The sequence below is a fragment of the Stenotrophomonas sp. YJH_SMC_101-4 genome (assembly GCF_059370395.1).
Genome location: NZ_JCAFTP010000001.1, coordinates 358813 through 384664, shown reverse-complemented (window position 1 = coordinate 384664; position 25852 = coordinate 358813). Strand labels below are relative to the sequence as shown.

24 protein-coding genes are annotated in these 25852 nt (G+C 67.2%); 11 read left to right on the top strand and 13 right to left on the bottom strand.

Features of this window, described 5'->3' with window-relative positions:
* Window positions 1-141 precede the first annotated feature (141 nt).
* On the bottom strand, window positions 142-1422 hold the full coding sequence (gene serS, locus AC5P8D_RS01800; protein ID WP_049455435.1) for a serine--tRNA ligase: 1281 nt from the start codon (window positions 1420-1422) through the stop codon (window positions 142-144).
* Between the two features lie 113 nt (window positions 1423-1535).
* On the opposite strand from serS, the gene AC5P8D_RS01795 reads away from it, so the two are divergent.
* Both AC5P8D_RS01795 and AC5P8D_RS01790 read left to right on the top strand, forming a co-directional pair.
* Window positions 1536-2174, top strand: coding sequence for an energy transducer TonB (locus AC5P8D_RS01795; RefSeq protein WP_010480562.1), 639 nt, complete (start codon window positions 1536-1538; stop codon window positions 2172-2174).
* Window positions 2175-2293: 119 nt separating this feature from the next.
* A complete protein-coding gene (locus AC5P8D_RS01790; RefSeq protein WP_010480559.1) occupies window positions 2294-2866 on the top strand; it encodes an energy transducer TonB in 573 nt (190 codons plus the stop codon).
* A gap of 174 nt (window positions 2867-3040) precedes the next feature.
* Here AC5P8D_RS01790 and aroA read toward each other — a convergent pair whose 3' ends face one another.
* The 4 genes from aroA to AC5P8D_RS01770 all read right to left on the bottom strand — a co-directional run bounded on the left by aroA (window position 3041) and on the right by AC5P8D_RS01770 (window position 7826).
* The gene (gene aroA / locus AC5P8D_RS01785) at window positions 3041-4348 is read right to left on the bottom strand and encodes a 3-phosphoshikimate 1-carboxyvinyltransferase (RefSeq protein ID WP_053443256.1); all 1308 of its coding nucleotides are present in this window, start codon (window positions 4346-4348) and stop codon (window positions 3041-3043) included.
* Window positions 4349-4424: 76 nt separating this feature from the next.
* Entirely contained in the window at window positions 4425-5630 is a 1206-nt protein-coding gene (gene pheA, locus AC5P8D_RS01780; RefSeq protein ID WP_019337283.1) for a prephenate dehydratase, read from the bottom strand.
* 51 nt (window positions 5631-5681) lie between these two features.
* Window positions 5682-6767 (bottom strand): 3-phosphoserine/phosphohydroxythreonine transaminase, encoded by a 1086-nt coding sequence (gene serC / locus AC5P8D_RS01775; RefSeq protein WP_019337284.1) that lies wholly within the window; start codon window positions 6765-6767, stop codon window positions 5682-5684.
* Window positions 6768-7019: 252 nt separating this feature from the next.
* A complete protein-coding gene (locus tag AC5P8D_RS01770; RefSeq protein WP_010480552.1) occupies window positions 7020-7826 on the bottom strand; it encodes an FHA domain-containing protein in 807 nt (268 codons plus the stop codon).
* Window positions 7827-7951: 125 nt separating this feature from the next.
* On the opposite strand from AC5P8D_RS01770, the gene AC5P8D_RS01765 reads away from it, so the two are divergent.
* The 3 genes from AC5P8D_RS01765 (at window position 7952) to AC5P8D_RS01755 (ending at window position 10047) form a co-directional block, all read left to right on the top strand.
* On the top strand, window positions 7952-8227 hold the full coding sequence (locus AC5P8D_RS01765) for a polyhydroxyalkanoic acid system family protein (RefSeq protein ID WP_414614426.1): 276 nt from the start codon (window positions 7952-7954) through the stop codon (window positions 8225-8227).
* A gap of 81 nt (window positions 8228-8308) precedes the next feature.
* Window positions 8309-8800 (top strand): phasin family protein, encoded by a 492-nt coding sequence (locus AC5P8D_RS01760; protein ID WP_010480542.1) that lies wholly within the window; start codon window positions 8309-8311, stop codon window positions 8798-8800.
* Between the two features lie 236 nt (window positions 8801-9036).
* Window positions 9037-10047, top strand: a complete 1011-nt coding sequence (locus AC5P8D_RS01755; RefSeq protein ID WP_049436705.1) for a restriction endonuclease — start codon at window positions 9037-9039, stop codon at window positions 10045-10047.
* 101 nt (window positions 10048-10148) lie between these two features.
* Here the strand turns inward: AC5P8D_RS01755 and hutC are convergent, their stop codons facing one another.
* Both hutC and AC5P8D_RS01745 read right to left on the bottom strand, forming a co-directional pair.
* Window positions 10149-10877, bottom strand: a complete 729-nt coding sequence (gene hutC / locus AC5P8D_RS01750; RefSeq protein ID WP_049436706.1) for a histidine utilization transcriptional repressor HutC — start codon at window positions 10875-10877, stop codon at window positions 10149-10151.
* A gap of 27 nt (window positions 10878-10904) precedes the next feature.
* Window positions 10905-12275 carry a formimidoylglutamate deiminase gene (locus AC5P8D_RS01745; RefSeq protein ID WP_049436707.1) on the bottom strand — a complete coding sequence of 457 codons (1371 nt, stop codon included), beginning with the start codon at window positions 12273-12275 and terminating at the stop codon, window positions 10905-10907.
* A 67-nt stretch (window positions 12276-12342) separates the two neighbouring features.
* Here AC5P8D_RS01745 and hutI point away from each other — a divergent pair, with 67 nt between their 5' ends.
* From hutI to AC5P8D_RS01715, 6 genes are all read left to right on the top strand, one after another.
* Window positions 12343-13566 (top strand): imidazolonepropionase, encoded by a 1224-nt coding sequence (gene hutI, locus AC5P8D_RS01740; protein WP_414614427.1) that lies wholly within the window; start codon window positions 12343-12345, stop codon window positions 13564-13566.
* Entirely contained in the window at window positions 13563-15104 is a 1542-nt protein-coding gene (gene hutH / locus AC5P8D_RS01735; protein ID WP_227199659.1) for a histidine ammonia-lyase, read from the top strand. The genes hutI and hutH overlap by 4 nt, the downstream gene beginning before the upstream one ends.
* On the top strand, window positions 15101-15955 hold the full coding sequence (gene hutG / locus AC5P8D_RS01730; RefSeq protein WP_019337290.1) for an N-formylglutamate deformylase: 855 nt from the start codon (window positions 15101-15103) through the stop codon (window positions 15953-15955). The genes hutH and hutG overlap by 4 nt, the downstream gene beginning before the upstream one ends.
* On the top strand, window positions 15952-17619 hold the full coding sequence (hutU, locus tag AC5P8D_RS01725; protein ID WP_478416169.1) for a urocanate hydratase: 1668 nt from the start codon (window positions 15952-15954) through the stop codon (window positions 17617-17619). Before hutG ends, hutU begins: the two co-directional genes overlap by 4 nt.
* A 165-nt stretch (window positions 17620-17784) precedes the next feature.
* Window positions 17785-19221: a serine hydrolase gene (locus AC5P8D_RS01720; protein WP_495203019.1), complete on the top strand. Its 1437-nt coding sequence runs from the start codon at window positions 17785-17787 to the stop codon at window positions 19219-19221.
* A gap of 193 nt (window positions 19222-19414) precedes the next feature.
* Complete coding sequence (locus AC5P8D_RS01715) at window positions 19415-21526, top strand: TonB-dependent receptor family protein (protein WP_495203018.1); 2112 nt, start codon at window positions 19415-19417, stop codon at window positions 21524-21526.
* A 46-nt stretch (window positions 21527-21572) separates the two neighbouring features.
* Here AC5P8D_RS01715 and AC5P8D_RS01710 read toward each other — a convergent pair whose 3' ends face one another.
* The 6 genes from AC5P8D_RS01710 to AC5P8D_RS01685 all read right to left on the bottom strand — a co-directional run bounded on the left by AC5P8D_RS01710 (window position 21573) and on the right by AC5P8D_RS01685 (window position 25820).
* Window positions 21573-22091: a hypothetical protein gene (locus tag AC5P8D_RS01710; protein WP_010480529.1), complete on the bottom strand. Its 519-nt coding sequence runs from the start codon at window positions 22089-22091 to the stop codon at window positions 21573-21575.
* A gap of 13 nt (window positions 22092-22104) precedes the next feature.
* A complete protein-coding gene (locus AC5P8D_RS01705) occupies window positions 22105-22626 on the bottom strand; it encodes a hypothetical protein (protein WP_010480528.1) in 522 nt (173 codons plus the stop codon).
* A gap of 351 nt (window positions 22627-22977) precedes the next feature.
* Window positions 22978-23823: an energy transducer TonB gene (locus AC5P8D_RS01700; protein WP_495203017.1), complete on the bottom strand. Its 846-nt coding sequence runs from the start codon at window positions 23821-23823 to the stop codon at window positions 22978-22980.
* Window positions 23824-23875: 52 nt separating this feature from the next.
* Window positions 23876-24655 carry a hypothetical protein gene (locus AC5P8D_RS01695; protein WP_495203016.1) on the bottom strand — a complete coding sequence of 260 codons (780 nt, stop codon included), beginning with the start codon at window positions 24653-24655 and terminating at the stop codon, window positions 23876-23878.
* Between the two features lie 153 nt (window positions 24656-24808).
* Complete coding sequence (locus AC5P8D_RS01690; RefSeq protein ID WP_043398547.1) at window positions 24809-25192, bottom strand: nuclear transport factor 2 family protein; 384 nt, start codon at window positions 25190-25192, stop codon at window positions 24809-24811.
* A gap of 52 nt (window positions 25193-25244) precedes the next feature.
* Window positions 25245-25820: a TetR/AcrR family transcriptional regulator gene (locus AC5P8D_RS01685; protein WP_043398545.1), complete on the bottom strand. Its 576-nt coding sequence runs from the start codon at window positions 25818-25820 to the stop codon at window positions 25245-25247.
* Window positions 25821-25852 lie beyond the last annotated feature (32 nt).

The window sequence follows — 25852 nt, the reverse complement described above, 5'->3', positions numbered from 1 at the left end:
GCGGGGTTCATCCACGCATGGCGTGGATACGGTGCCATGCAAGCATGGCACCCACCAGAGACACAGCGGTGCCATGCAAGCATGGCACCCACCAGAGCCACAGCGGTGCCATGCATGCATGGCACCCACCCGATCAGAGAATCAGGCGATGGTTTCCAGCCCACCCATGTACGGGCGCAGCGCTTCCGGCACGGTGATGCTGCCGTCGGCGTTCTGGTAGTTCTCCATCACTGCGATCATCGCGCGGCCAACCGCCACGCCCGAGCCGTTCAGCGTGTGCGCCAGTTCCGGCTTGCCGGTGGCCGGGTTGCGCCAGCGCGCCTGCATGCGACGGGCCTGGAAGTCACCACAGTTCGAGCACGAGGAGATCTCGCGATAGGTTTCCTGCGACGGCAGCCAGACTTCCAGGTCGTAGGTCTTGATGGCCGAGAAGCCCATGTCGCCGGTGCACAGCAGCACCTTGCGGTACGGCAGGCCCAGCTTCTCCAGCACCACTTCGGCGCAGCGGGTCATGCGCTGGTGTTCGGCGTCGCTGTCTTCCGGGCGGCAGATCGAGACCAGCTCGACCTTCTCGAACTGGTGCTGGCGGATCATGCCGCGTACGTCGCGGCCACCACTGCCAGCCTCGGCACGGAAGCACATCGAGTGGGCGGTCATGCGCAGCGGCAGGCGCTCGGCCTCGACGATCTCGTCGCGCACGATGTTGGTCAGCGGCACTTCCGAGGTCGGGATCAGGTAACGCGTGGAGTCGCCCACGGCGGTCTTGAACAGATCGTCCTCGAACTTCGGCAGCTGGCTGGTGCCACGCAGTGAATCAGCGTTGACCAGCAGCGGCACGTTGGTTTCCTCATAGCCGTGCTCACCGGTGTGCAGGTCGACCATGAACTGGGCCAGCGCTCGGTGCAGGCGCGCGATCGGGCCGCGTAGCACGGTGAAGCGCGAGCCGGACAACTTGGCCGCGGTCTCGCCATCCAGCCAGCCGTTGCGGGCGCCCAGTTCGACGTGGTCGAGCACCTTGAAGTCGAACTGGCGCGGGGTACCCCAGCGCGCCTGCTCGACGTTGTCGTTCTCGTCGGTACCGGCCGGCACGTCATCGGCCGGCAGGTTCGGAATGCCCATCGAGATCGCTTCGATCTTCTCACGCAGCTCGTCCAGCGCCACTTCCGAGGCCTTCAGCTCGTCGGCGAAGGCAGCGACCTCGGCCATGATGGCCGAGACATCCTCGCCCTTGGCCTTGGCCTGGCCGATGGCCTTGGAACGGCTGTTGCGCAGGCTCTGCAGCTCCTGGGTCCGCACCTGGATGCGCTTGCGATCGGCCTCCAGGGACTCCAGGGCAGACACGTCGAGCTCGAAGCCGCGGCTGGTGCGCAGGCGTTCGGCGAGGTCGGCGGGCTGGTGGCGGAGCAGGGCTGGATCAAGCATGGCAGGTGTCGTGGTGGGTATCAGGGATGGGATTATCGCTTGTTATACGGATTTCTGCCGCCCGGTTCATTCCCGCCGTGGCAGAATCGGGCCATTCCGTACTGGTCCGGTCCATGTCTGCACCCCGCTCGTCGTCCGCCAAGTCGTTCACTGTGCATATCCCGCGCAACGCCCTGAAGATCGCCGGCATCGCCTTCGGCGTGGGCGTACTGCTGTTCGTGCTGGTCTGGCTGACCGGTCGCGACAAGGAGTTCTTCCGCGCCGATCCTGCCGCCCAGACACCGCAGGAAACCGCCCAGATCGAGCCCCTGCCGGAGCCGTTGGCCGCTGCGGCCGGTTCCAGCGACATGCCTGATGCCAAGCCGGCCCCGGTAGAGGAAGAAGCACCAAAGCTGGTCGAAACCGCTCCACCGCCGCCTGCCCCCATCGCTGAAGCAGCCCCGGCCGCACCGGGCCCTGCGCCGGCGGCCACCGGCAACAGCCAGCCGATGCCGATTGCCGGCCAGTCGCCGCCCCCCGCCTACCCGGCTGCCGCGCTGCGTGCTGGCGAAACCGGCACCGTGGTGGTGCGGGTGGACGTGGACGCCACCGGCTATCCCAACAACGCCACGGTGATCCAGCGCAGCGGTTCACGCGAGCTCGACCGTGCTGCCACCGACGCCGTACGCCGCTGGCGTTTCACCCCCGCGCAGAGCAACGGCCAGGCCGTCCCCGGCAGCATTGAAGTGCCGTTCGACTTCAAGACCCAGTAACTGAACGCTTCCCGGCAGGCAAACTGAACCCTGCCGGTGGCGTTGACGCAACGCTGACACTTCTCGTCCGTGGCTCGCGCAACACTTCCCACGTCGTCCATTGACGGAAGGAGTTAGCGATGACTGCCACCACCCACGAAGACCTTCATTCGCCGCAGCTGCAGGAGGATTCCAGCCTGCAGCACAAACCCACGTCGCCCTGGATGTGGATCGCGCTGATCGTGGCGATGTTTGCTGCCGCCCTGCTCTGGCTGCGTCATTCCAACCAGGAAGATGTGGCCCCGGCGCCGGTCGGTGAGCGCATGTTGCCAGCCCCCGAGCAGGCCGCGGTGACGGAGGCAGCCGCCCCTGCCGCGCGCCAGGCAGCCCCGGCTACTGCTTCGCGGAAGGCCGCGCCGGTAGTGCGCAATCGTGAGGCCCGCCCGCTGGCCAGCAACCGCATGCCCACCTACCCCGCCGCTGCGCTGCGTAGTGGCGTGCAGGGCAGCGTGATCGCCAGCCTGAGTGTAGATACCCACGGCAATGTCGCCAATGCTGCGATCGTTTCGCGCAGCGGCGAGCGAAGTCGTGATCTGGATCGCGCGGTACTGAACACCGTGCAGAACTGGAAGTTCCAGCCGGCGATGCACGAGGGCCGTGCCGTCGCCAGCGTGGTGCGGGTCCCGGTGGATTTCCGTACCGAGCAGCGTTGATCGCGGACGAGGGGTTCGTGATGTTTAGACGGAGGCTTCGGCCTCCGTCCTTTTATGCGGAAAAGCGTGCCAACCGAGGTTGGCACCTACCGGATGAGGTGAGCGCGCCAACCGGGGTTGGCTTCTACCGTGCAATGCGATCCGCCGGGCGTGGCCCGGAGGTTGCGGTGACGATCAGGCCAGGTTGAACCCGGCGCTGCGCGCCAGGCCGTCGAAGTCCGGGAACGAAGTGGCGACGTTGGCGATATCGTTGATGCGCACTTCGCCATCACTGATCTGGCCGGCGATGGCGAACGCCATGGCGATGCGATGGTCACCGTGGCTTTCGATGGTGCCGCTGCCCAGGCGAACGCCACCATGCAGGGTGGCGCCGTCTTCGGTCTCGTCCACCTGCATGCCCAGCGCGCGCAGGCCGGTGGCCATCGCAGCAAGGCGGTCGGATTCCTTCACCCGCAGCTCGGCCGCACCGCTCACCACGGTCTGGCCTTCTGCGGCGGCGGCGGCCACGAACAGCGCCGGGAACTCGTCGATCATGTCCGGCACCAACGCTTCCGGAATGCGCGCGCCCTTGAGCGGCGCATAGCGCACCACCAGGTCCGCCACCGGCTCACCGCCCTGCTCGGCCGGATTCTCTTCGGTGATGTCCGCCCCCATCAGGCGCAGCGCGTGCAGCAGGCCAGTGCGGCGCGGGTTCAGGCCGACCTGCTTCAGGCGCAGCTCGGAACCCGGAATGATGCTGGCGGCCACCAGGTAGAACGCCGCAGACGAGAAGTCGGCCGGCACCACGATGTCCGTGGCGCGCAGGCGCTGGCCGCCACGCAGGCGGGCCTTGCCCGGTGAAAATTCGATGTCCACGCCGAACGCCGACAGCATGCGCTCGGTGTAGTCACGGGTCGGATGCGGTTCCAGCACGCTGGTTTCGCCCTGCGCGTACAGGCCGGCCAGCAGCACTGCGGACTTGATCTGTGCGCTGGCCACCGGCGAGGCGAAGTCGATGCCGTGCAGCGACTGGCCGCCATGCACATGCAGCGGCGGCGTGCCGTCATCCTGGGTGTCGATCTTTGCGCCCATCTGCGACAGCGGGCCGGTGACGCGGCGCATCGGGCGGCCCGACAACGATTCATCGCCGATCAGCGTGCAGTCGAATGCCTGGCCTGCCAGCAGGCCGGCCAGCAGGCGCATGCCGGTACCGGCGTTGCCGCAATCCAGCGGTGCGCTGGGTGCCTGCAGGCCGTCGATGCCGACGCCATGCACGATGCGCTGCGACGGGCTGGGCGTTTCGATGCGCACGCCGAGCTGGCTGAAGATGCGCGCGGTCGCGCGGGTGTCTTCGCCTTCCAGGAAGCCTTCGATATGCGAGGTGCCATCGGCCAGCGCGGCGAACATCACCGAGCGGTGCGAGACCGACTTGTCGCCGGGAATGGTCAGGCTGCCCTGCAGCGGCTGGCCCTTGCGGGCAATCCAGTGTTGCGCGTTGCTCATCGTTCGATCATTCCGTAAACACCGGCAGCGCCGGCGATGCATCAGGGAGCGGCGGCTGTTGCCGCCGCAGCAGCACTCAGGGCACGGCCACCGGGTAGGAGCCGAGCACCTTGATCTGCGCCGAGTGCGCTTCCAGTTCGGCCAGGGCAGCCTGCATCGGCGCGTCGTCGATGTGGCCCGCCAGGTCGATGAAGAAGCCGTACTCCCACTTGCCGTGGTGCGACGGCCGCGACTCGATGCGGTTCATGCTGATGCCGTGGCGGGCGAACGGGCTGAGCACGTCGAACAGCGCACCGGGCTTGTCATGGATGAACACCAGCACCGAGGTGCGGTCGTGGCCGGAGGTCGGGAAGATGTTGCGACCCACCACCAGGAAGCGGGTGGTGTTGTCGGCATCGTTCTGGATCGGCTTGGTGACCACCTTCTTCAGGCCGTACACGTGGCCGGCGCTCTCGCCACCAATGGCCGCCGCATCATCGGCGTTGCGCGCGCGACGCGCGCCTTCGGCGTTGCTGGATACCGGAATCTTCTCGGCCTTCGGCAGGTTGGCGCGCAGCCACGCCGAGGTCTGCATGAACGACTGCGGGTGTGCGTAGATGCGCTCGATGTCCTCGAGGCGGCCGCTGCGCGACATCAGGTACTGCTGCACGCGCAGTTCCACTTCGCCACAGATCTTCAGGTTGGAGGTCAGGAACATGTCCAGAGTGATCTGGATGGTGCCCTGCCCCGAATTCTCCACCGGCACCACGCCGAAATCGGCGTTGCCCGCTTCCACTTCCTGAAACACCTCCTCGATGCTGGCCATCGGCAGGCCCAGCGCGGAGCGGCCGAAGTGCTTGAGCACCGCCTGCTGGCTGAAGGTGCCTTCCGGGCCGAGGTAGCCGATCTTCAGCGGCTCCTGCTGGGCCAGGCAGGCCGACATGATCTCGCGGTAGACGTGCACCAGCAGTTCATCGCTGAGCGGGCCTTCGTTACGGTCCACCACCATGCGCAGCACCTGCGCTTCGCGCTCGGGGCGGTAGTAGTCGACGGCGGCGGCGAGCTTGCCCTTGGCCTTGCCGACCTGGTGGGCGAAGCGCGCGCGCTCAGCGATCAGGTTCTGGATGTCACGGTCGATCTGGTCGATCTTCGAGCGCACATCGGCCAGCGCCAGCGGCGCCAGGGTAGGCGCCGGATTCGACGCGGCCTTGGACGTGCTCTTGCCCTTGGCCTTGGTGGAGGCGCTGTCCTTGGCCGGTTCGGCCTTCTTCGGCGCCTTCTTGCTGGATTTGCTGCTTGCCATCGGAGTTCCTTGTTGCGGGGCACGCACCCGACGGTGCGCGCCGTTCATTGCTCAACCGTGACGCTGCTGGAAATCAGCCATGAAGGCGACCAGCGCCTCGGCCCCGGCCAGCGGCATGGCGTTGTACAGCGAGGCACGGATGCCCCCGACCACCTTGTGTCCCTTCAGCGCCAGCAGGCCGGCGGCCTTGGCTTCGGCGACGAAGCGGGCATCGAGCTCGGCATCGGGCAGGAAGAACGGGATGTTCATCCGCGAACGGGCCGCATGTGCGACCTCATTGCGGTAGAAGCCGCCGGAGCCGTCGATGGCGCCGTACACCAGCGCGGCCTTGGCGGCGTTGCGCTTGGCGAACTCGGCCACCCCACCTTCTGCCAGCATCCACTTGAACACCAGGCCGGCCAGGTACCAGTTCCAGGTGGGCGGCGTGTTGAGCATCGAATCACGGGCGACGTGCGAGCGGTAATCGAAGATGTCCGCACGTGGCTGGCCACTGCGCTCGAGCAGGTCGCGGCGGATGATCATCACCGCGATGCCGACCGGGCCCAGGTTTTTCTGCGCGCCGGCGTAGATCACGCCATAACGGCGCACATCCAGCGGTTCGCTGGCGATGGACGAGCTGAAGTCCGCGATCAGCGGAACGTTGCCGGTGTCGGGCACATCACGGAACTCGACGCCGTGGATGGTCTCGTTGGCGGTGATGTGCACGTAGGCGGCATCGGGCGACAGCTGCCAGTCGGCACGCGCCGGCAGTTCGCGGTAGCCGTTGGCCTCGCTGCTGGCGGCGATGTTGACGTCGACGTAGACACCGGCCTGCTTGACCGCGGTCTTGCCCCAGTGGCCACTGACCACGTAGTCGGCACGTTGGCCGGGGGCGGCGAAGTTGAGCGGGATCAGCGCCTGCTGGGTGGTCGCACCACCGGACAGGAACAGCACCGCATAGTCGTCGGGGATGTCGAGCAGGCGTCGCAGATCGGCTTCCGCCTCGGCGGCCACGGACATGAATTCCACACCGCGATGGCTCATTTCCACGATCGAGGCACCGGTACCGTGCCAGTCCAGCATTTCCGCCTGCGCCTGGCGCAGGACCGATTCCGGCAAGGTTGCAGGGCCGGCACTGAAGTTGAACGCGCGCGTCATGTCACACCTGTGGGGCAAGACCCCTAGTATGCCGCAGTGCACCAGCCTTGCGGCCTTGTGGCGCAAGGGAAATTTGGTTTCATTGGAATCCATTGGCCGCCCGCATGGCGCGGGTAGTCGCCGACCTTGGTCGGCGTACGCCGTCAGGCGTCATTCCCGCCGAAGGAGCGTGCCGACCAAGGTCGGCACCTACCGGAAGCGAGTGGGCACACGCCGGGGGGGTAGCGTCGGGCCATGCCCGGCGGATTCAGATCAGCGCGCGCCGAACCAGAGCAGCAGGCTGAGCAGCGCGGCCAGCAGCAGCGCACTGACCAGCAGCCACGGCCAGCGCCGGACCTTGCGCGGCACGGCCGGCAGCACCGGCGCCTGCTCGGCGTCCTGGCTGGACTCGTCTTCATCCGGCAGCGGGCGCCGGCGCGGGTCATGCGGCACTTCCAGCACGAACCGGTGCTGGCCATCGAACACTACCTGGTCGCCCGCCTGCAGCCAGCAGTGGCGCACGGCCACACCGTTGACCCGGGTGCCGTCGGCACTGCCCAGGTCACGCAGCAGCACGCGCTCGCCGTGCACTTCCACGCGGGCGTGCTGTTCGGCGAAGGCCGGTTCATTGATCTCGATGTCAGCGTCGCCGCCGCGGCCGATCAGGCGGGACCGCGACAGCGTGAAGCTGCGGCCATGGTGCAGGCCACCGACACCGCGCAGCAGGCGCTGCTGCTCATCGGAGCCGTCGTCGTTCTTCGGCGCAGGCGCCTGCAGCAGGCTCTCGACCTCGCCCTGCAGGACCATTTCCACGCCGTCCACATACACCGCATCGCCGGCACGCAGCAGCGCCATGCGCCGCACCGGGCGACCGTTCACATGAATGCCGCGGATACCGTTGCCGACCTGCAGCCAGAGGCCGCGATCATCCACGCAGAACTGCGCCAGCAGCAGGGCACCGTGGCCGGCATCGCCGAGCCGCACACTGCCGTTGGCCTGGCGCACGATGCGTTGCACCCCGGGCCGCAGCGGCTGGTCGGGCTGTTGTTGCTGACTGAAGTGGACAAGCAGGTTCTGCACGCGGCGCAGCCTAGCAGGTTGGCCGCCAACGAAGAAGAACCCACGATGAGTGCTTGGCGCGGAGGCCCTCGATGCGCACAATGCTCGCCCTCATTGATCATCCCCGCCCTGCGCCAGGAGCCTGCATGTCCACCATCGATGTCCGCCACGCCCACGCCCTGCCGGACGCACAGGCGCGCGCCGCGATCGAACAGGTTGCCGCCAAGTTGTCCGAGCGCTTCGGCCTGAAGTCGTCCTGGACTGCCGACGTACTGAATTTCTCCGGCAGCGGCGTGGACGGTGCGATCGAACTGCAGCCGGGCGCCGTGCGCGTGACCGCCAAGCTGGGCTTCCTGCTGTCGGCGATGAGGGGCATGGTCGAAGGCGAGATCCAGCGCGTGCTGAAGGAAAAGCTGGGCTGAACCCCGGCGGCGGCCATCACGGCCGTGCAACGCCAACGCGCGCTACTCTCGGGGGCAGGCCCAACTCCCACGGGAAGTGCGATGAACCAGTACGAAAATGATGACCGCCGCAACGACGACGCCTCGTTCGGTGACCAGGCCGAGCGCTTCTCGCGCAAGCTGAGTGACTCGGCGCAGCAGGTCTGGCTGGCCGGCCTGGGCGCTCTTGGCCGTGCACAGGCCGAAGGCAGCCGCTTCTTCGACGGCCTGGTGAAGGAAGGCGAAGCCTGGGAAGCCCGCCGCCGTGAACGCAACGGCGAACAGGGCCCGGGCTGGCGCGACAACGTTGAAACGTCGCTGGACGAGGCCCGCGAGAAGGCCTCCGGCACCTGGAACAAGGTTGAAAAGGCGTTCGACGATCAGGTGCAGGGCGTACTCAAGCGCCTGCACGTACCCACCGCCGACGAGGTGACTGCGCTGGAGGCTCGCATCGACGCCCTGCAGGCGCGCCTGGCCAAGCTGGAGAATCGCGACGCCTCGGGCACCGATGCACCTGCACCGGGCAGCCATCAGTCACCAGGCAGCGTGCCCTGACCAGCCATTGTTGCAATGCAATAAATTTTGATTGACAATCGCGAGCAACCCGCCAATCGCTTCGGCTGCCGTTTGTTCCCTCCCCTCACGGCTTCAGGATTGGCGGGTTTTTCGTGCCTGCGGTATTCCGAACTGCGCGTTCCATCACGCTTCCTGTCAGGAACCTCCTGACTCAGCGGCACGGCGCGACCTTTACACTGTCGCCTTCGCATTCGCCCCTTCCGCGCACCTCCTGCATGCTCCCTTGGATCCTGGCCCTGCTGTCGGCCCTGTTTACCTGTTCCCTGGCCGTTGTCTATCTGTGGTGGATCAAACGGCGGCAGAAGGAGATGCAACTCGGCCTGCAGGCCCTGGCTGGCATGCACTGGCGCGAATTCTCGGTACTGGTCAAGCGCATGCTGCGCGAGCAGCGCGGCCTGCGCGAACTGGATGACCCAGGCGAGGAATCCCGTGAGCCCAGCAGCGATTTCCTGCTCAGTGACGGCCCCAACAGCTGGCTGGTGTCGTGCAAGCACGGCCTGGCCTACCGCATCGGCACCGCTGCAGTGAACGAACTGGGTGCGGCCGCGCGCCTGGCCGGCGCCAAGGGCGGCGTGCTGCTGACCGAAGGCCGGATGGAACGCGACGGCCGCAACGCCGCCGAGAAGCAGGCGGTCGAGGTGCTGGACGGCCCGCGCCTGTGGCCGCTGCTGCAACCCTATCTACCGGCGGAAATCGAAACCCGTGTGCGCGCCAGCGCCCGCCATGAAGCCCTGCGCCGGATCGCCATTGCCGCGCTCGGCGCGGTCACGCTGGGCCTGCTGGTGGGATTGAGCCTGCAAGGGCTGCACGTGCAGGACGCCCCGCCCGTTGCCGAGGTGGCGGTCGCCCCCGCGCCGGTTGCGCCTGCGGTTGAAGCGGCGCCCGAACCGGCGCCGGCCCCCGCCACCATGCCGCCGGCCGCTACGCCTGCACCGGCCGCGCCCTCAACCGATGCGCGCAGCAACCCCAACCCGGATGCCGCTACGCTGGAGCGCTTCCAGGCCGATCTGTCCCGTGCCTTGGCCGGCAAGCCCGGCATCGCCAGCGGTGTCTGGTTGACCCGGCAGACGCTGGCGATCAACCGCACCGGCGAGCTGGACGCGGTGTGGCCGCAGGTCTGCGAGGAAGTGCTGCACTACCCCGCCCTGCGCAACGTGCGCATCCAGCTCAATGCCCGCCCCGGTGTGGATGAGCCGGTGCGCTGGCGCCAATGCGCCACGTATTGATGGGGCAGCATCCACGCATGGCGTGGATCTACCAGGGATTCACACGCGTCGGATAATCCCAACCGGGATTCAGTAGATCCACGCCATGCGTGGATACGCCTCTAGCGCGCCCCAGGCGCGAAGCGCGCAACCAGGTCCCAGGCATCGCCGAGGAACACCTGGCGCACGCGGGTGATCGGCTGCTCACCGCGCCAGGTCAGGCGCTCGATCACCAGACAGGCGGTACCGGGCTTCACACCGAGCAGCTTGGCGGTGACAGCATCCGCGCCCCAGGCACTGATGCGATGCTGGGCGCGGGTCCACGACACGTTCTGCAGCAGCCAGCTGCCCGGCGCGGTAGTGCTGAAATCGACCTCCAGCACCTCGGGCACGCCGACGGGGCTGATCAGGCGATGCTCCAGCGCCAGCGGGCGGCCATCGGCCAGGTGCAGGCAACGCATCGCCAGCAGCATTTCGCTGCCGGCCAGTTCCACTTCGCCGGCATTGCCCACTTCAGCCAGACGCAGCTCGCGCTGCAGCAGCCGGTAGCCGTACTGATGCCCGCGCGAACCGACCTCCATCGCAATGTCCGGAATTTCCAGCGCCACCTGCTCCAGGTGTGGCGGCTGTCGCGCCACGAACGAACCCGCACGACGGCGACGTTCGATCATGCCGCTCTCGGCCAGCGCGGTCAGCACCTTGTTCACCGTCATCCGCGAGCAGCCGTACTGCTCCATCAGCTCGTGTTCGTATGGAATGCGGAAGCCCGGCGCCCATTCTCCGCTGAGGATGCGGCTTTCCAGATCGCTGCGGATACGCTGGTTGAGCGTGGCGGACTTGCTGGCCTTCACGTAATGGGGTCCCGGTGGCGGAGGCGATCAGCCCAGCACGCCCTTCAGGGCGGCGGCGAAGGCGGTGGTGATCGCCTCGCGCTGCAGGTGGCGGCCCTCGGCCACGCATTGGCGGCCATGGCGCCAGACCGATCGCAGCGCGCCATTACGTGCGGCGAACACCCAGCTGTCAAGCCACGCGTCATCCTGTCGCGCCTGCAGCGCCGGGTGCGCGGCGTCCAGTTCGACCAGATCGGCACTGGCACCGACCTGCAGGCCAGCGGCCACGCCCAGCGCCTGCGACCCACCGTGCAGTGCGCCTTCGAACAGGAAGCGGCCGGTGCTGCGGGTGGCATCCGGCGCCAGCACGTTGCGACCGCGCAGGGTCAGGCGTTGGCCGTATTCGAGCAGGCGCAGTTCTTCGGCGGCATCGATCAGCACGTTGGAATCGGAGCCGACACCGAAACGTCCGCCCTCTCGCGCGAACGCCTGCATCGGGAACAGACCGTCGCCCAGGTTGGCTTCGGTGATCGGGCACAGGCCGGCCACCGCCTGGCTGGCCACGATGGCGGCGCGCTCGTCGTCGGTGATGTGGGTGGCGTGCACCAGGCACCAACGCGCATCGACCGGTGCGTGGTCGTACAGCCACTGCACCGGGCGCTGGCCGCTCCACGCCAGGCAGGCCTCGACTTCACGCACCTGCTCGGCGATATGGATGTGCACCGGTCCGTCGGTAAGCGGCAGCAATGCACTCAATTCCTCGCCGGTGACCGCGCGCAGGCTGTGCGGGGCGATGCCGAGCACTGCATCCGGCAGCGCGGCCAGTGCCGGCTTCGCGGCGTCCAGCAGCTGCGCGAAACCGTCCACATCGTGGATCAGGCGGCGCTGCGCCGGATTCGGCGCTGCCCCACCGAAATCGGCATGCGCATAGAACACCGGCAGCAGGGTCAGGCCGATGCCGGTCTGATCGGCCGCCGCCGCGATCCGCGCACTCATCTCGGCGCGGTTGGCATAGGCGCGGCCGTCGGCATCGTGGTGCAGGTAGTGGAATTCGCCGACGCGGGTGAAGCCGCTTTCCAGCATTTCCATGTAGGCCTGGGCGGCGATGGCCTGCACCGCGTCCGGGCGCAGATGGGCCAGGAAGCGGTACATCAGTTCGCGCCAGCTCCAGAAGCTGTCACCGTCACCGCCGCCGATCTCGGTCAGGCCGGCCATGCCGCGCTGGAAGGCGTGGCTGTGCAGGTTGGGCAGGCCCGGCACCAGGATGCCGACGCGGGTGTCGCCGTCCTGCGCGCCCTGCCCCGTGCTGATCGCGGTGATGCGGCCGTCCTGAACCTGCAGGCGGACATCACGGGCCCAGCCCTCGGCCAGCAAGGCGTGGGCGGCATGGAAACAGTGCGGGGAACGCGAATCGGACATGGCTGGACAACCCGAAATGGACACCTATATTGTATAGACATATAAGCACAGCCGCGTTGTGGATGCCATGCACGTCGATACCCTCTGGTCCAACGTTCACCTGATCACCCTCGACGGCGAGGGGCTGGGTGTCATCCGCGATGGCGTGCTGGCCTGCGCCGACGGCCGCATCGTCCATGTCGGCCCGCCCGGCAGCGACGCCCACCTGAAGCCGACCACCCGCATTGACGGCGAGGGCCGCTGGATATCGCCGGGCCTGATCGACTGCCACACCCACCTGGTCTACGCCGGCAACCGCGCCAACGAATTCGAGCAGCGCCTGCAGGGCGTGAGCTATGCCGAGATCGCCCGTGCGGGTGGCGGCATTGTTTCCACGGTACGCGCCACCCGCGCCGCCTCGCCAGAGCAGCTGGCGCACGAGAGCCGCCCGCGCCTGCTGGCGATGCGCGCCGAAGGCGTGACCACCCTCGAGATCAAGTCCGGCTACGGCCTGACCCTGCCCGACGAGCGCAAGCAGCTGCAGGTGGCACGTGCGCTGGGCGAGGAATGCAGGGTCAACGTGGTGACCACCTTCCTCGGCGCGCACGCGATCCCGCCGGGCCGCGAGGCCCAGGAATACACCGACGAGGTGTGCAACGTGATGATCCCGGCCATCGCCGCCGAAGGCCTGGCCGAAGCAGTGGACGTGTTCTGCGAGAACATCGCGTTTTCCCCGGCGCAGGCGCGGCAGGTCTTCGAGGCAGCGCGTGCAAACGGGCTGGCAGTGAAGATCCATGCCGAGCAGCTGAGCAACCAGCACGGCGCCGAACTGGCGGCCGGCTTTGGTGCGCTCTCCGCCGACCATATCGAACATCTGGATGACGCCGGCATCGCTGCGATGGCTGCCGCCGGCACCGTCGCCGTGCTGCTGCCCGGCGCCTTCTATTTCACCCGCGATACGACCCTGCCGCCGATCGCCGCGCTGCGTGCGGCCGGCGTGCCGCTGGCGCTGGCCACCGACAGCAACCCGGGCACCTCGCCGCTGACCAGTCCGCTGCTGGCGATGAACATGGGCGCCACCCTGTTCCGCCTGACCGTGGATGAGTGCATCGCCGGCTTCACCCGTGAAGCGGCGCGCGCACTGGGCCATGGCGAGCGTATCGGCCGCCTGGCCGTCGGCATGGACTGCGATCTGGCGATCTGGGACATCGACGCCCCCGCCGACCTGGTCTATCGCATTGGATTCAACCCGCTGCACGCGCGCGTGGTGCGCGGACAGCCCGACCTGCCTGCCTCCTGGAGCAACACATGAGCAACACCCTGGTTCTTCGCCCCGGCCATGTCACTCTCGCCCAGTGGCGGCAGGTCTATCGCGGCGCGCCGCTGGCACTGGATCCGGCCGCGCTGCCGCTAGTGCGCGCCAGTGCTGCTGCAGTCGCCGCCATCGTCGCCAAGGGTGCGCCGGTGTATGGCATCAACACCGGCTTCGGCAAGCTGGCCAGCGTGCGCATCGAGCGCGAGGACCTGGCCACCCTGCAGCGGAACATCGTGCTCTCGCACGCTGCTGGCGTGGGCGAACCGATGCCGGCCAGCGTGGTGCGGCTGATGATGGCGCTGAAGCTGGTCAGCCTCGCGCAGGGCGCTTCCGGCGTGCGCGAGGAAACCCTGCTGCTGCTCGAAGCGATGCTGGTCAGGGGCGTGCTGCCGGTAGTACCGGCGCAGGGTTCGGTCGGCGCCTCGGGCGACCTCGCGCCGCTCTCGCATCTGGCCAGCGTGATGCTGGGCGTCGGCGAAGCGTTCATTGGTGACGAACGCCTGCCCGCAACCGACGCACTGGCGCGTGCCGGCTTGCAGCCGATCGAACTGGGCGCGAAGGAAGGCCTGGCGCTGCTCAACGGCACCCAGTTCTCCACCGCCTACGCGCTGGCCGGCCTGTTCGAGATCGAAACCGTGTTCCAGGCGGCACTTGTCACCGGCGCGTTGTCGGTGGAAGCGGCCAAGGGCTCGGACACCCCGTTCGATCCGCGCATCCATGCCATCCGTGGCCAGCGCGGCCAGATCGCCACAGCGGCCACGCTGCGCACCCTGATGCAGGGCTCGGGCATCCGCGAGTCGCACCGTGACAACGACGTACGCGTGCAGGATCCGTACTGCCTGCGCTGCCAGCCGCAGGTGATGGGCGCAGCGCTGGACATCCTGCGCCAGGCCGCGACCACCCTGGAAATCGAAGCCAACGGCGTGTCCGACAATCCGCTGGTGTTCACCGATACCGGCGAAGCACTGTCTGGCGGCAACTTCCACGCCGAGCCGGTGGCCTTCGCCGCCGACATGCTGGCGATGGCGGTGTGCGAGATCGGCTCGATCAGCGAGCGCCGCCTGGCGATGCTGGTGGACCCGGCGCTGTCCGGCCTGCCGGCGTTCCTGACCCCACGCCCGGGCCTGAATTCCGGCTTCATGATTCCGCAGGTGACTGCCGCTGCGCTGGTCTCGGAAAACAAGCAGCGCGCCTACCCGGCCAGTGTTGATTCGATCCCGACCTCGGCCAACCAGGAAGACCACGTGTCGATGGCCGCGCACGGTGCGCGGCGCCTGATGCAGATGGCCGAGAACGCGGCCAACGTGATCGGCATCGAACTGCTGGCCGCGGCGCAGGGCTGCGACTTCCATGCGCCGCTGCGCTCCAGTGCCGCGCTGGAAACCGTGCGCGCCACGCTGCGTGCGCAGGTGCCGACGCTGGAAGAGGACCGCTACTTCCATCCGGACATGGTGACCGCCACGAATCTGGTGCGCAGTGGTGCGCTGGCGCAGGGCCTGGCCGACCTGCTGCCAACCGTGGAACCGCAGGCATGAATACCCATCCCGACTGGCTGACGGTGCACGAGGGCGACGCCCCCCTCATCGTCAGCTTCCCGCATACCGGCAGCGAGCTGCCGCACGACCTGATCGGCGACTACCACTCGCCGTGGCTGGCACGCCGCGATGCCGACTGGTGGGTGCACGAGCTGTACGACTTCGTGCGCGGCATGGGCGCGACCACGGTTCGCTCGGCGATCTCACGTTCGGTGATCGACCTCAACCGCGATCCCAGCGGTGTGTCGCTGTACCCGGGCCAGAACACCACCGGCCTGTGCCCGCTGACCACCTTCGACAACCAGCCGCTGTACCACGCGGGCCGCGAGCCGGATGACGCCGAGATCGCGCGGCGCCGCGACACGTATTTCCTGCCCTACCACGATGCGCTGGCCGCACAGATCACCCGCCTGCGCGCGCAGCACGGTACGGTGGTGGTGTACGACGCGCATTCGATCCGCTCGCATATTCCGCACCTGTTCGATGGCGAGCTGCCGCAGTTCAACCTCGGTACCGCCGGGCCGTCCGGCGCACCCGACACGTCCTGCGACAACGCCTTGAGCGATGTGGTGGAAAACCTGCTGAAGATCAGTGGCATGAGCCAGGTGCGCAACGGCCGCTTCAAGGGCGGCTGGATCACCCGCCACTACAGCAACATCGCCGGCGGCGTGCACAGCCTGCAGATGGAGCTGGCCTGCCGTGGCTACATGCACGAACCCCTGCCGGACCAGGTGGACGAACACAGCTGGCCCACCCCGCTCGACCCCGACCACGCCGCACCACTGCGCCACACCCTGGCGCAGGTGCTCAATGCCTGCCTTGAATTCGCTACGAACCGGAGCGCCGCATGACCCGCAACGACCCGTCCCGCACCATCGCCGCGCCGACCGGCACTACGCTCAATGCCAAGAGCTGGCTGACCGAAGCGCCGCTGCGCATGCTGATGAACAACCTGCACCCGGATGTGGCCGAGCGGCCGCAGGAACTGGTGGTGTACGGCGGCATCGGCCGCGCCGCGCGTGACTGGGAGAGCTTCGATGCCATCGTCGAAACGCTCAAGCGCCTGGACGATGACCAGACCCTGCTGGTGCAGTCGGGCAAGCCGGTAGGCGTGTTCCGCACCCATGCCGATGCACCGCGCGTGCTGATCGCCAATTCCAACCTGGTACCGCGCTGGGCCAACTGGGACCACTTCAACGAGCTGGATAGGAAGGGCTTGGCCATGTATGGCCAGATGACTGCCGGCAGCTGGATCTACATCGGTGCGCAGGGCATCGTGCAGGGCACCTACGAGACCTTCGTGGAAATGGGCCGCCAGCATTTCGGTGGTGACCTGACCGGCAAGTGGCTGTTCACCGGCGGCCTCGGCGGCATGGGCGGTGCACAGCCGCTGGCTGCCGTGATGGCCGGCGCCTCCTGTCTGGCGGTCGAATGCCGCAAGAGCAGCATCGACATGCGCCTGCGCACCGGTTACCTGGATACCTGGACCGACAATCTGGACGAAGCACTGCGCCTGATCGAGGAATCGTGCAAGGCCGGCACCCCGAAGTCGGTGGGCCTGCTCGGCAACGTGGCTGACGTGCTGGCCGAACTGCTGGAACGCGGCATCAAGCCGGACCTGCTGACCGACCAGACCTCCGCGCACGACCCGGTGAATGGCTACCTGCCGCAGGGCTGGACCGTCGAGCAATGGGACGAGAAACGTGTCTCTGCACCGAAGGAAGTGGAAAAGGCAGCGCGTGCTTCGATGGCTAACCACATCCGCGCCATGCTCGGCTTCCACGCACTGGGCGTGCCCACCGTGGATTACGGCAACAACCTGCGGCAGATGGCGCTGGAAGAAGGCGTAGAAAACGCGTTCGACTTCCCCGGTTTCGTGCCGGCCTACATCCGCCCGCTGTTCTGCCGTGGCATCGGTCCCTTCCGTTGGGCGGCGCTGAGCGGCGACCCGGAAGACATCGCCAAGACCGATGCCAAGGTGAAGGAGCTGATTCCGGACAACCCGCACCTGCACCGCTGGCTGGACATGGCCGCCGAAAAGATCAAGTTCCAGGGCCTGCCGGCGCGCATCTGCTGGGTCGGTCTGGGCGACCGCGATCGTCTGGGCTTGGCGTTCAACGAGATGGTCGCCAACGGTGAACTGAAGGCGCCGGTGGTGATCGGCCGTGATCACCTGGACAGCGGCAGTGTGGCCTCGCCGAACCGCGAGACTGAAGCGATGGCCGACGGCTCCGATGCGGTCTCCGACTGGCCGCTGTTGAACGCCCTGCTCAACACTGCCAGCGGCGCGACCTGGGTGTCGCTGCACCACGGCGGTGGCGTGGGCATGGGCTTCTCGCAGCATGCCGGCATGGTGATCGTGTGCGATGGCACCGAGGCAGCGGCGAAGCGGATTGGCCGCGTGTTGTGGAACGACCCGGCGACCGGCGTGATGCGCCATGCCGATGCGGGCTATGAGATCGCGATCGACTGCGCGAAGGAGAAGGGGCTGGATCTGCCAGGGATTCTCGGCTGATCGCAGGGGTGCCGGCCACTGGCCGGCACTACCGCAAGGCACCTGTAGAGCCGAGCCATGCTCGGCTCAGTGCTTCCAGGGTCACGACGTCTGGCCGGAAGGCAGCCGAGCATGGGCTCGGCTCTACATGCCAAGATGCGCCATCACCGCTGACGGACTACTGCGATGCATCGCGCTCTTGCCGTTGCACTTTCCTGTTTCCTGATGGCCACCCTGCCGGTTTCGGCGCGCAGTGCTCCCGACAACCTCTCGTCCCACCTGGATACCCAGCTGCAGACCAACCGCGAACGTTACGGCATCGCCGGGCAAGCGGTGCTGGTCGCCCACAACGGACAGGTGCTGTACCAGGGCGCCAGCGGCGAGCGTGACCCGGCCTCCCACGCGCCGGCCACCGTCGATTCCATTTTCACTGCGCAGTCGATGGCCAAGCTGCTGACCAGCACGCTGGTGATGCAGTTGGTCGACCAGAGCAAGGTGGATCTGGATGCGCCGGCCAGTCGCTATGTGCAGGACCTGCCCACTGCATGGCAGGCGATCCACGTGCGCGATTTCCTCAACCACAGCTCAGGTATCGGCGAGTACTACGACCGCGTGGACAACCGCTGGGTGAGCAAGGGCTACGCCGGTGTGGCCCCTGACCTTGGCGCTGCACTGAAGGTGGCCGGCGCGGCACCGATGCAGTTCGCCACCGGCAGCCGCGTGCAGTACACCCAGGCCAACTACCTGGTGCTGACCGCGTTGCTGGAAACGCACTACCGCAAGCCCTACCCGGCCATCGCTCGCGAACGCATCCTGCAACCGCTGAAGATGACCAGCACCTCATGGGGCGTCTCCAGCGTGCCAGCCACGCGCGCGGCGGTGCCGTACATCGGCAAGGACGGCCAACTGCAACCGGCCAATGAAGACCCCTGGCCGGACTATGGCTGGGGCCATGCCGATCTGCAGACCACCGTAGGCGACATGAACCGTTTCCTGCAGGCGCTGGCGACCGGCAAGCTGCTACGCACGGCGACCCTGGAAAGGCTCTGGCAGCCGAAGAAACTGAGCGGTGGCGGCAGCAGTTTCTTCTCCACCGGCTGGGACACCACCCGCAGCGACGGCTACACCCAGGTCGGTCACGATGGCGGCACCCGTGTACGTGCGCGGCTGGCCTACAAGGGCACGCTGGCCAGCGGCTACTGGGTATTCGTTTACCTGACCAACGGCAGCGCTCGCAATGTCTGGTCGAGCACACTGGTGGAAAGCACGATGGCGGTGGCCGCGCCCGGGGAGTTTCCGCATGCGGTGTTGTCCGAGCGGTTGATCGGCTATGCGTTGGATGACAGCACCGATGCGAAACCGCAGATGCGTAGCTGGCTGCGCGACAGCAATGGCGTTCCCACCGGCGAACTGGAGCGCGCGATCAATGCCGATGGCTACGCCATCCGCGAGAGTCTGGGTGCTGGCAAGGCGCTGAAAGTGTTCACGCTCAACACCGAGCTTTATCCGGATTCGGCCAACGCGTGGGACAGTCTGGCCGAGTGCCATGCGGCATTGGGCGAAAGGGAAGCGGCTGATCGGCTGTATGCGAAGGCCAAGGCGCTGGCGAAGCCCTCGCCTTAAACCCTGCTGTAGAGCCGAGCCCATGCTTGGCTGCTCTTCGTTGAGATCGCAGGAGACCCGCGCTGCGTGCGATAGCCGAGCATGGGCTCGGCTCTACATGGATGTTGCGGGCGGCCATACGCGAGCGACGGGTGACGTGACGCCGCCGACCTGTTAACTTGCGCGCCACTTTCGTGGTTTACAGCATTCCCGCATGTCGCTCTCGTCGTACCGCCCCACCCGATCACTGCTGTTCCTGGCCGTTTCCCTCGGCCTAGCTTCCACCGCCGCTGCGGCCCCACAGGCCACCACGCTGGATGCCGTGCAGGTCACCGCTGCCGCTGATGCCAGTGCCCAGGCGCGCGAGGCACTGAAGCGTGTACCCGGCGCCAGCAACGTCATCGACGTGGCCAAGGCCCACAGCCGGCTGTCCAGCAATGCCGATGTGCTGGCCTACCAACCGGGCATCAGCGCGCAGTCGCCGGGCAACGAGGGCACCAAGATCTCGATCCGGGGCTCGGGCATCAACCGGGGCCCCGGCGCGCATGCCTCAGGCATTGCGGTGTCGATCGACGGGCTGCCGCTGACCGGCCCGGGTGGCACGCCCTACGAGCTGCTGGAACCGCTGTGGCTGTCGCGCGTCGAAGTGCTGCGCGGCGCCAACGGCTTCGAGCGTGGCGCGCTGGCGCTGGGCGGTGCCATCGACTATGTAAGCCGCAGCGGCCGTGATTCGGCGGGCGTGCAACTGCACTACGAAGCCGGTAGCCGTGGCTACCAGAAGCACGGCATCAGCTGGGGCGGCGTCAATGGCGATGTCGATTACTTCCTGGCCTATACCGATACCGAGTTCGATGGCTATCAGCGCCATGCGCGCGGCGACGGCAAGGGCGCGATGGCCAACATCGGCTGGCAGATCACCCCCGATCTGCAGACGCGCTTCTTCGTGCGCTACCGCGAAACCAATCATGAAACGCCCGGCCGCCTGACCCGCGATCAGATCCGCAACGATCCGCACGCCGCGAATGCGTCCAACCTGGCCATTGATGCGCGCCGCCCGCAGCCGGGCAGCACCTGGGTGGGCAATGTCACCACGCTGCAGATCGATGAGGACTCCTCGCTGCAGGCCGGGCTGGTCTACCACACGTACCCGATGGACTTGAACGAGAGCCTGTACCGGCAGCAGCTGGACTACGCCAACCTCAACGCCACGCTGGACTACCGCCGCCGCCACCGGCTGTTCGGCCTGGACAGTGAAACCACGGTCGGTCTGCGCGTCACCCACGATCTGGACGCCGACGTGCGCGAGTCGCTGCGCTTTGCCAGCAACGGCTATGCCGCCGGTACGCGCACGCGTGACTTCCGCCACCACGGCACCGACAGTACGCTGCACGTCGGCAATACCCTCACCTTCAACGACCGCCTGCGCATGCAGACCGGGCTGGCACTGATCAGCACCCGCCGCGACGTGCAGGTGACCTGGCCGAGCAGCGGCGGCCGCCTGCGCGACCACGACTGGGATTACGCGCCGCGACTGGGCTTCACCTGGCAGCACAGCGCGCAGACGCAGTGGTTCGGCAACCTCAGCCGTTCGGTGGAGGCGCCGCACCCGTGGTCGATGATCTGGGGCTCGAACCAGTACTTCGGGCCGGGCAATGGCCCGTCTACCGGCCGCCAGCGCGCGCCGGTGCCGATGCAGAACCAGACCGCCACCACGCTGGAACTGGGCGCGCGCGGTGACGCGGCGCCGGGTCGCTGGGAACTGACCGGCTACTACGCACACGTGAACCACGAACTGCTCAGTGTCGAACTGCAACCGGTGCCGAACCTTTTCATCGCCGAGAACAACGCCAGCCCCACCGTGCACCGTGGCATCGAAGCCGGATTGGACAGCACACTGTGGCAGGCCGCGCCGGGGCGCCTGTCGTTGCGCCAGGCGTACACCTTCAGTGATTTCCGTTATCGCCACGATGCACGCTTCGGCAGCAACCGCCTGCCCGGCCTGCCGCGCCACAGCTACCAGGCCGAGCTGCGCTTCGATCATGCCTCCGGCCTGTACGCCGCGCTGAACACCGAATACGCCTCGCGCATCGCGGTGGACTACGCCAACAGCTACTGGGCCGACAGCCATGCGATCTTCGGCAGCCGCATCGGCTACGACGCACCCGGTGGCCGCTGGCAGGCGTGGGCGGAGATGCGCAACATCGGCAACCGCCACTACGCCGCCACGGTCACGCCGGGCTACGACGACGCCGGCAAGGATGTCGCGCGCTCGACGCCAGGCGAAGGCCGTGGCGTCTATGCGGGCGTGCGCTGGCGCTTTGACTGATGGCCGCAGGCGGCGCCGGGTCTGACCCGGCGCCGTCGTTCCAGGGTCAGCCGATACGCCAGGCCGGCAGGCGTTCGCTACGCTTCCAGATGGAAGGCGCGAAACCAATCAACACCAGCGCCGCCAGCCACTTCGGTGAGGTGTTGAGCAGTGTCGAGGTAAGCGAACCATCGCCGGGGGGGGCCATGTCCTGCCACGGGTTGTAGCCCAGGTAGACGACGCTGCCAGCCCACCACAGCAACGCCAGGCCGATGCCCACCAGCAGCAGAGCCAGCGTGCGGCAGGTCCAGCGCTGCGACGTGGTGCCCCATTCCCGCGACGCTGCGATCAGCAGACCCACCACCAGCAGCGATACCAGTGCAACCAGTCCGATATCGACCTTGGGCCCGATACGCTCATAGCTGCAGGCGCGGCATTGGGCCTCTTCCGTGGCAGTGGCGGCTTCGGCGCCATCGGCCTGCCCGGCTGCGGGCTGCGCCAGCGCTGCAAACGGCAACAACACCGCCAGCAGCGTCACCATGATCCAACGAAACAACGTCCTGTTCTTGCGTGCAGCGACATCCATGCGCTCTTCCTCGTCAGTGGTTGTACGTCCAGGGCCGCAGTATGCGGCCGTCCCATACGCCGCCCAGACCCCGTTCCGGGGGTTCGGCCATCCAGCGTCCTTGTTCCCGATGCAGCACGACAAGCTCCCGGTAGACGAAATCGTCGGAACACGAATCCCAGGCGACCGCAATCATAGCCCACTGCCCATCGACGCTGAAAACAGGCCGGGTCAGATAGGCGACGTGGTCGTATGTCCGAGTCGGCCCATGCACCGTTGCCCCGCACCCCTGCTCCCGCAGCGCTCGAAGCCCCGCGCCGTCCATCCGCTGCGCACCGGCCAATGCGGCCGCAGGCACTGGCGTGGACCGGCGATTGGCGGGAACCAGGTCCGCCTGCAGCTGCAACCGCAGCGCATGGATGTCCGGCGGCCACCAATCGTCCAGCGGCAGGACCAGATCGTCCACCTCCTGGCAGATGGAGGCACTGCTGCCCGGCCAGCAATAGGGCAAGGTCTGCTCCATCACGTAGATGTCCTCCCCCACCGGGTCGGTCAACTGCGGCTGTTCCTGCGGGCGCCATTGATCAACGCGCGTGAACGGTGTCTGCGGTGCGCTGGGCACCTCGCTCAGCGACGATGGCAGAACTGGCGTTGGCTGCGGCACTGGCGGGGGTGGAGGGGGGAATGGGGGGCGCTCTGCCGGATCGCCAGCGCCATCGCCTCCGCCTGCATCTGCGCTGTTCCCAGGTTGATCGGTAGCCGACCGATCTCCTGCTGCCACCTCGGGCGCAGGCTGCAGATCCCGGCCATGAGAGCCAAAGCCGACAGCGCCGCCGCCAGCGATGCAATGCGTCGCCAGGTGATCCGTTGTTGGCAGTCACGGTCTGGCTTGAACGAGTATCTGTCATCACGACTCCGCCAACGCGGGCCACAGGCCGTGTCCAACGCTCATATGGCGGACAGGCTCCACTCGAATACGCTCCCATCCGCTCTTCCTGCGGTGCAGAAGGTAGAGGACGCGCATCGCCGTTCCTCCACTGCACAGATCCGAGGCGACCGATGCCATTGCCCAGTTCCCCTCCTGGCTGAACACAGGACGCTGCAGATAGACAACGCCCAGATCGGGATTGCCCGGGCCACCCGTGCATCCCTCGATGCCACGCGCACGCCGTTGCTGAAGCTCGTCCCACGTCATCCGTTGCGCTCGCACATGCGCAAGCTCAAACGCAAGGTCGGGTACGCGTACAGCCCGGCGGTTCGCAACCTGCAGCATCGACTCCAGATGCTGCTGCAGCTGAATGGACGCCGCACTGTCATCATCACGCCATTCCACGACGCTGTGACGAACCTGGCAGACAGGGGCGGGGTCTCCTTCGCCACAGGTAGGCGCAGTCCATTCCATCACGGCAAATGGCATGTCGGGCTCCCAGCCGCGCGGCTCGAAGTGTGCTGGCGCGACATCTTCCAGCGGCACTGCCGCGGTCGCGGATCCACTGTTACCGGTCAGCATCGGGGAGAAGATTCCCTTGATTGGAATCGGTGGTTCCGGCGGCTTCCCTGGTGGTGTCGGTCGCAGGTCGATGAGCTCTGCCATCACTTCGGCCTGCATCCGTGCCGTTCCCAGATTGATCGGAGGCGGGCCGACTGCCTGCCCCCATTGCGAGCGCACGCTGACGATCAGCGCTACGACTGCAACCATCGATAGAACGACCGTTGTGGCCAGGACGCGTTTCCGTGCAATGCGCTGTCGCATGAAGTTCCTGGAAGAAATGAAGCAGGTTGGGATATCGGCCGGGGACGTGACGCTACAGCGCTTGAATGACCTGCAGCAGATGGGTCGCATCTGGCGCGAGTTCCTGCGCGAGCCCGCCCAGCACCACGAAGAACAGCAGCAGGCCGAGCAGCGGCCAGATCGTGTGCGTCACGCATACCCGCCACCACCCCTGCTCGTGCATGCCCTGCATGCGCCGGTACAGGCCACTGGCGATGGCCGCGTCCACCAGCAATTCGGCCATCAGCACCGGTGCCGACCACACCACCCACACGCTCGCCAGCAGGACGGACGCCACCAGCGCGACGATGCCGGGGATCGCCAGCAACGGCAGGCCTGCTTCGTCTTCGGCCAGGCCGGTCAACGGCAGCTCACCGGCATCGCCGCCGCCGGCCTGCGCCGACTCATTCCACGAAGCTGACGCGCCGCCACCTCCAGAACGGCCACCGACGCCGCCCCACGGTGATTCCACGGCACTTCCGCGAGGCGAAGGGCTGCCACTGCCCACATCCGGCGACAGGCCATCCAGCACGTTGTCCCAGCGCCAGCGGATCCAGATCCACATCAGCAGCAGGAACACGCCATAGGCCAGCAATACGGCCATCGGGTAGCGAAGCAGCATCGCGTCGATACCGGCCAGACGCAGCAGGTGCGAGGCAAGGAAACCGGCCGCACCGGTCAGGGCCACGATCAGCGTCATCTGCAGGCGTGGCCAGCCGCGTTCCCGCAGGTGTTGCCGTGCGCGCACAAGCTCACCGGCGGGGTTCACCGGCAACTTCAGCGGGTTCCGCGCAAAGAAATGGGTGCGTTTCATCGGCGCCACCGGGTGCCGCGGATCGTGGAGCGTGGAAGCTCAAGAACCTGATACAGCATGCGGACATCCTTGCCGGGCACGCGCGGGTGGTGTTGCGCGGATTCTACCGCGGCCGGGGCCTCTGTCCAGGCGACGGGCCGAGGCCATTGATCATCAACTGCGGTCGACGATCCGCACGATGCGACCGTCCTCAAAAGCGAACTCGCTGTGGCCCTGCAGTGCCAGTTCCGTACCCGCGCCGGGACCATCGGGAATGTCCTGCGCGAACACGCCACGCCAGCCGATGCTGGCCAGCACCACGCCATCCTTGAAGATCAGCTCCAGCAACCGCTGCTCGCGCTCGCGGAACAACGGCGCCGATTGCCGTGCCAGTTCGCCGAAGGCATCGATGCCTTCGGTGACCATCGTCAGCTGGCCACCGCTGTGGTTCTCGAAACGCACGTCATGCGCCAGCACCGCCAGCATGGCGTCGATGTCGAAGCGGTTGTAGGCCTGCAGGTAGTGCTCGATCAGATGGCGGCAGTGCGATTCGTCCACGGCGGCGTCCAGTCAGGGCCTGCGCCGAGTCTCCCGCGACCGTGCAGCCGTATCAAGGAGGCGCGGCGGCCTTCAGCAACTGCGCGGCCACCTGGTCGAACGGGGCGATGTCCTGCAGTGCGCGGCACATCGCCACCGCACCTTCCACACTGGCAATCACCAGATTGGCCAGCCCACCCGCGGCGACCGGATCGTGGCCGTCGGCGATGAACGCTGCGGCCAGATGGGCCTGCCAACGTGCGAACACTTCAGCAGCTGCTGCACGGGGCTGGCTCGGCACTGCCTCCACCGGCTCCTCCACGGCAGCGGCCAGTACCGGGCAGCCCGCCCGGAACCCGGAGCGCAGCAGGCGCTCGCGCCACATTGCCAGGAACTGCTGCAGGCCCTGCACCGCCCCGCCCTTCAGCAGCTCCACCAGCAGCGCTTCCACCTTGTCGCCAGCCATGTGGGTGGCACGCGCCAGCAGCTCCTGCTTGCCGCCGGGAAAATGGTGGTAGGTGGAGCCCAGCGGCGCCTCGGCCAGCTTGGTCACCTCACGAATGCTGGTGGCATTGAGGCCTACCCGCGCCAGCATCTGTGCTGCGGCATCAATCACCCGTTGCGGGGCATCAGAGGGTCGTGGGCTCACGGCGATCGCCTTGCTAAGACAGTCGTCATAGA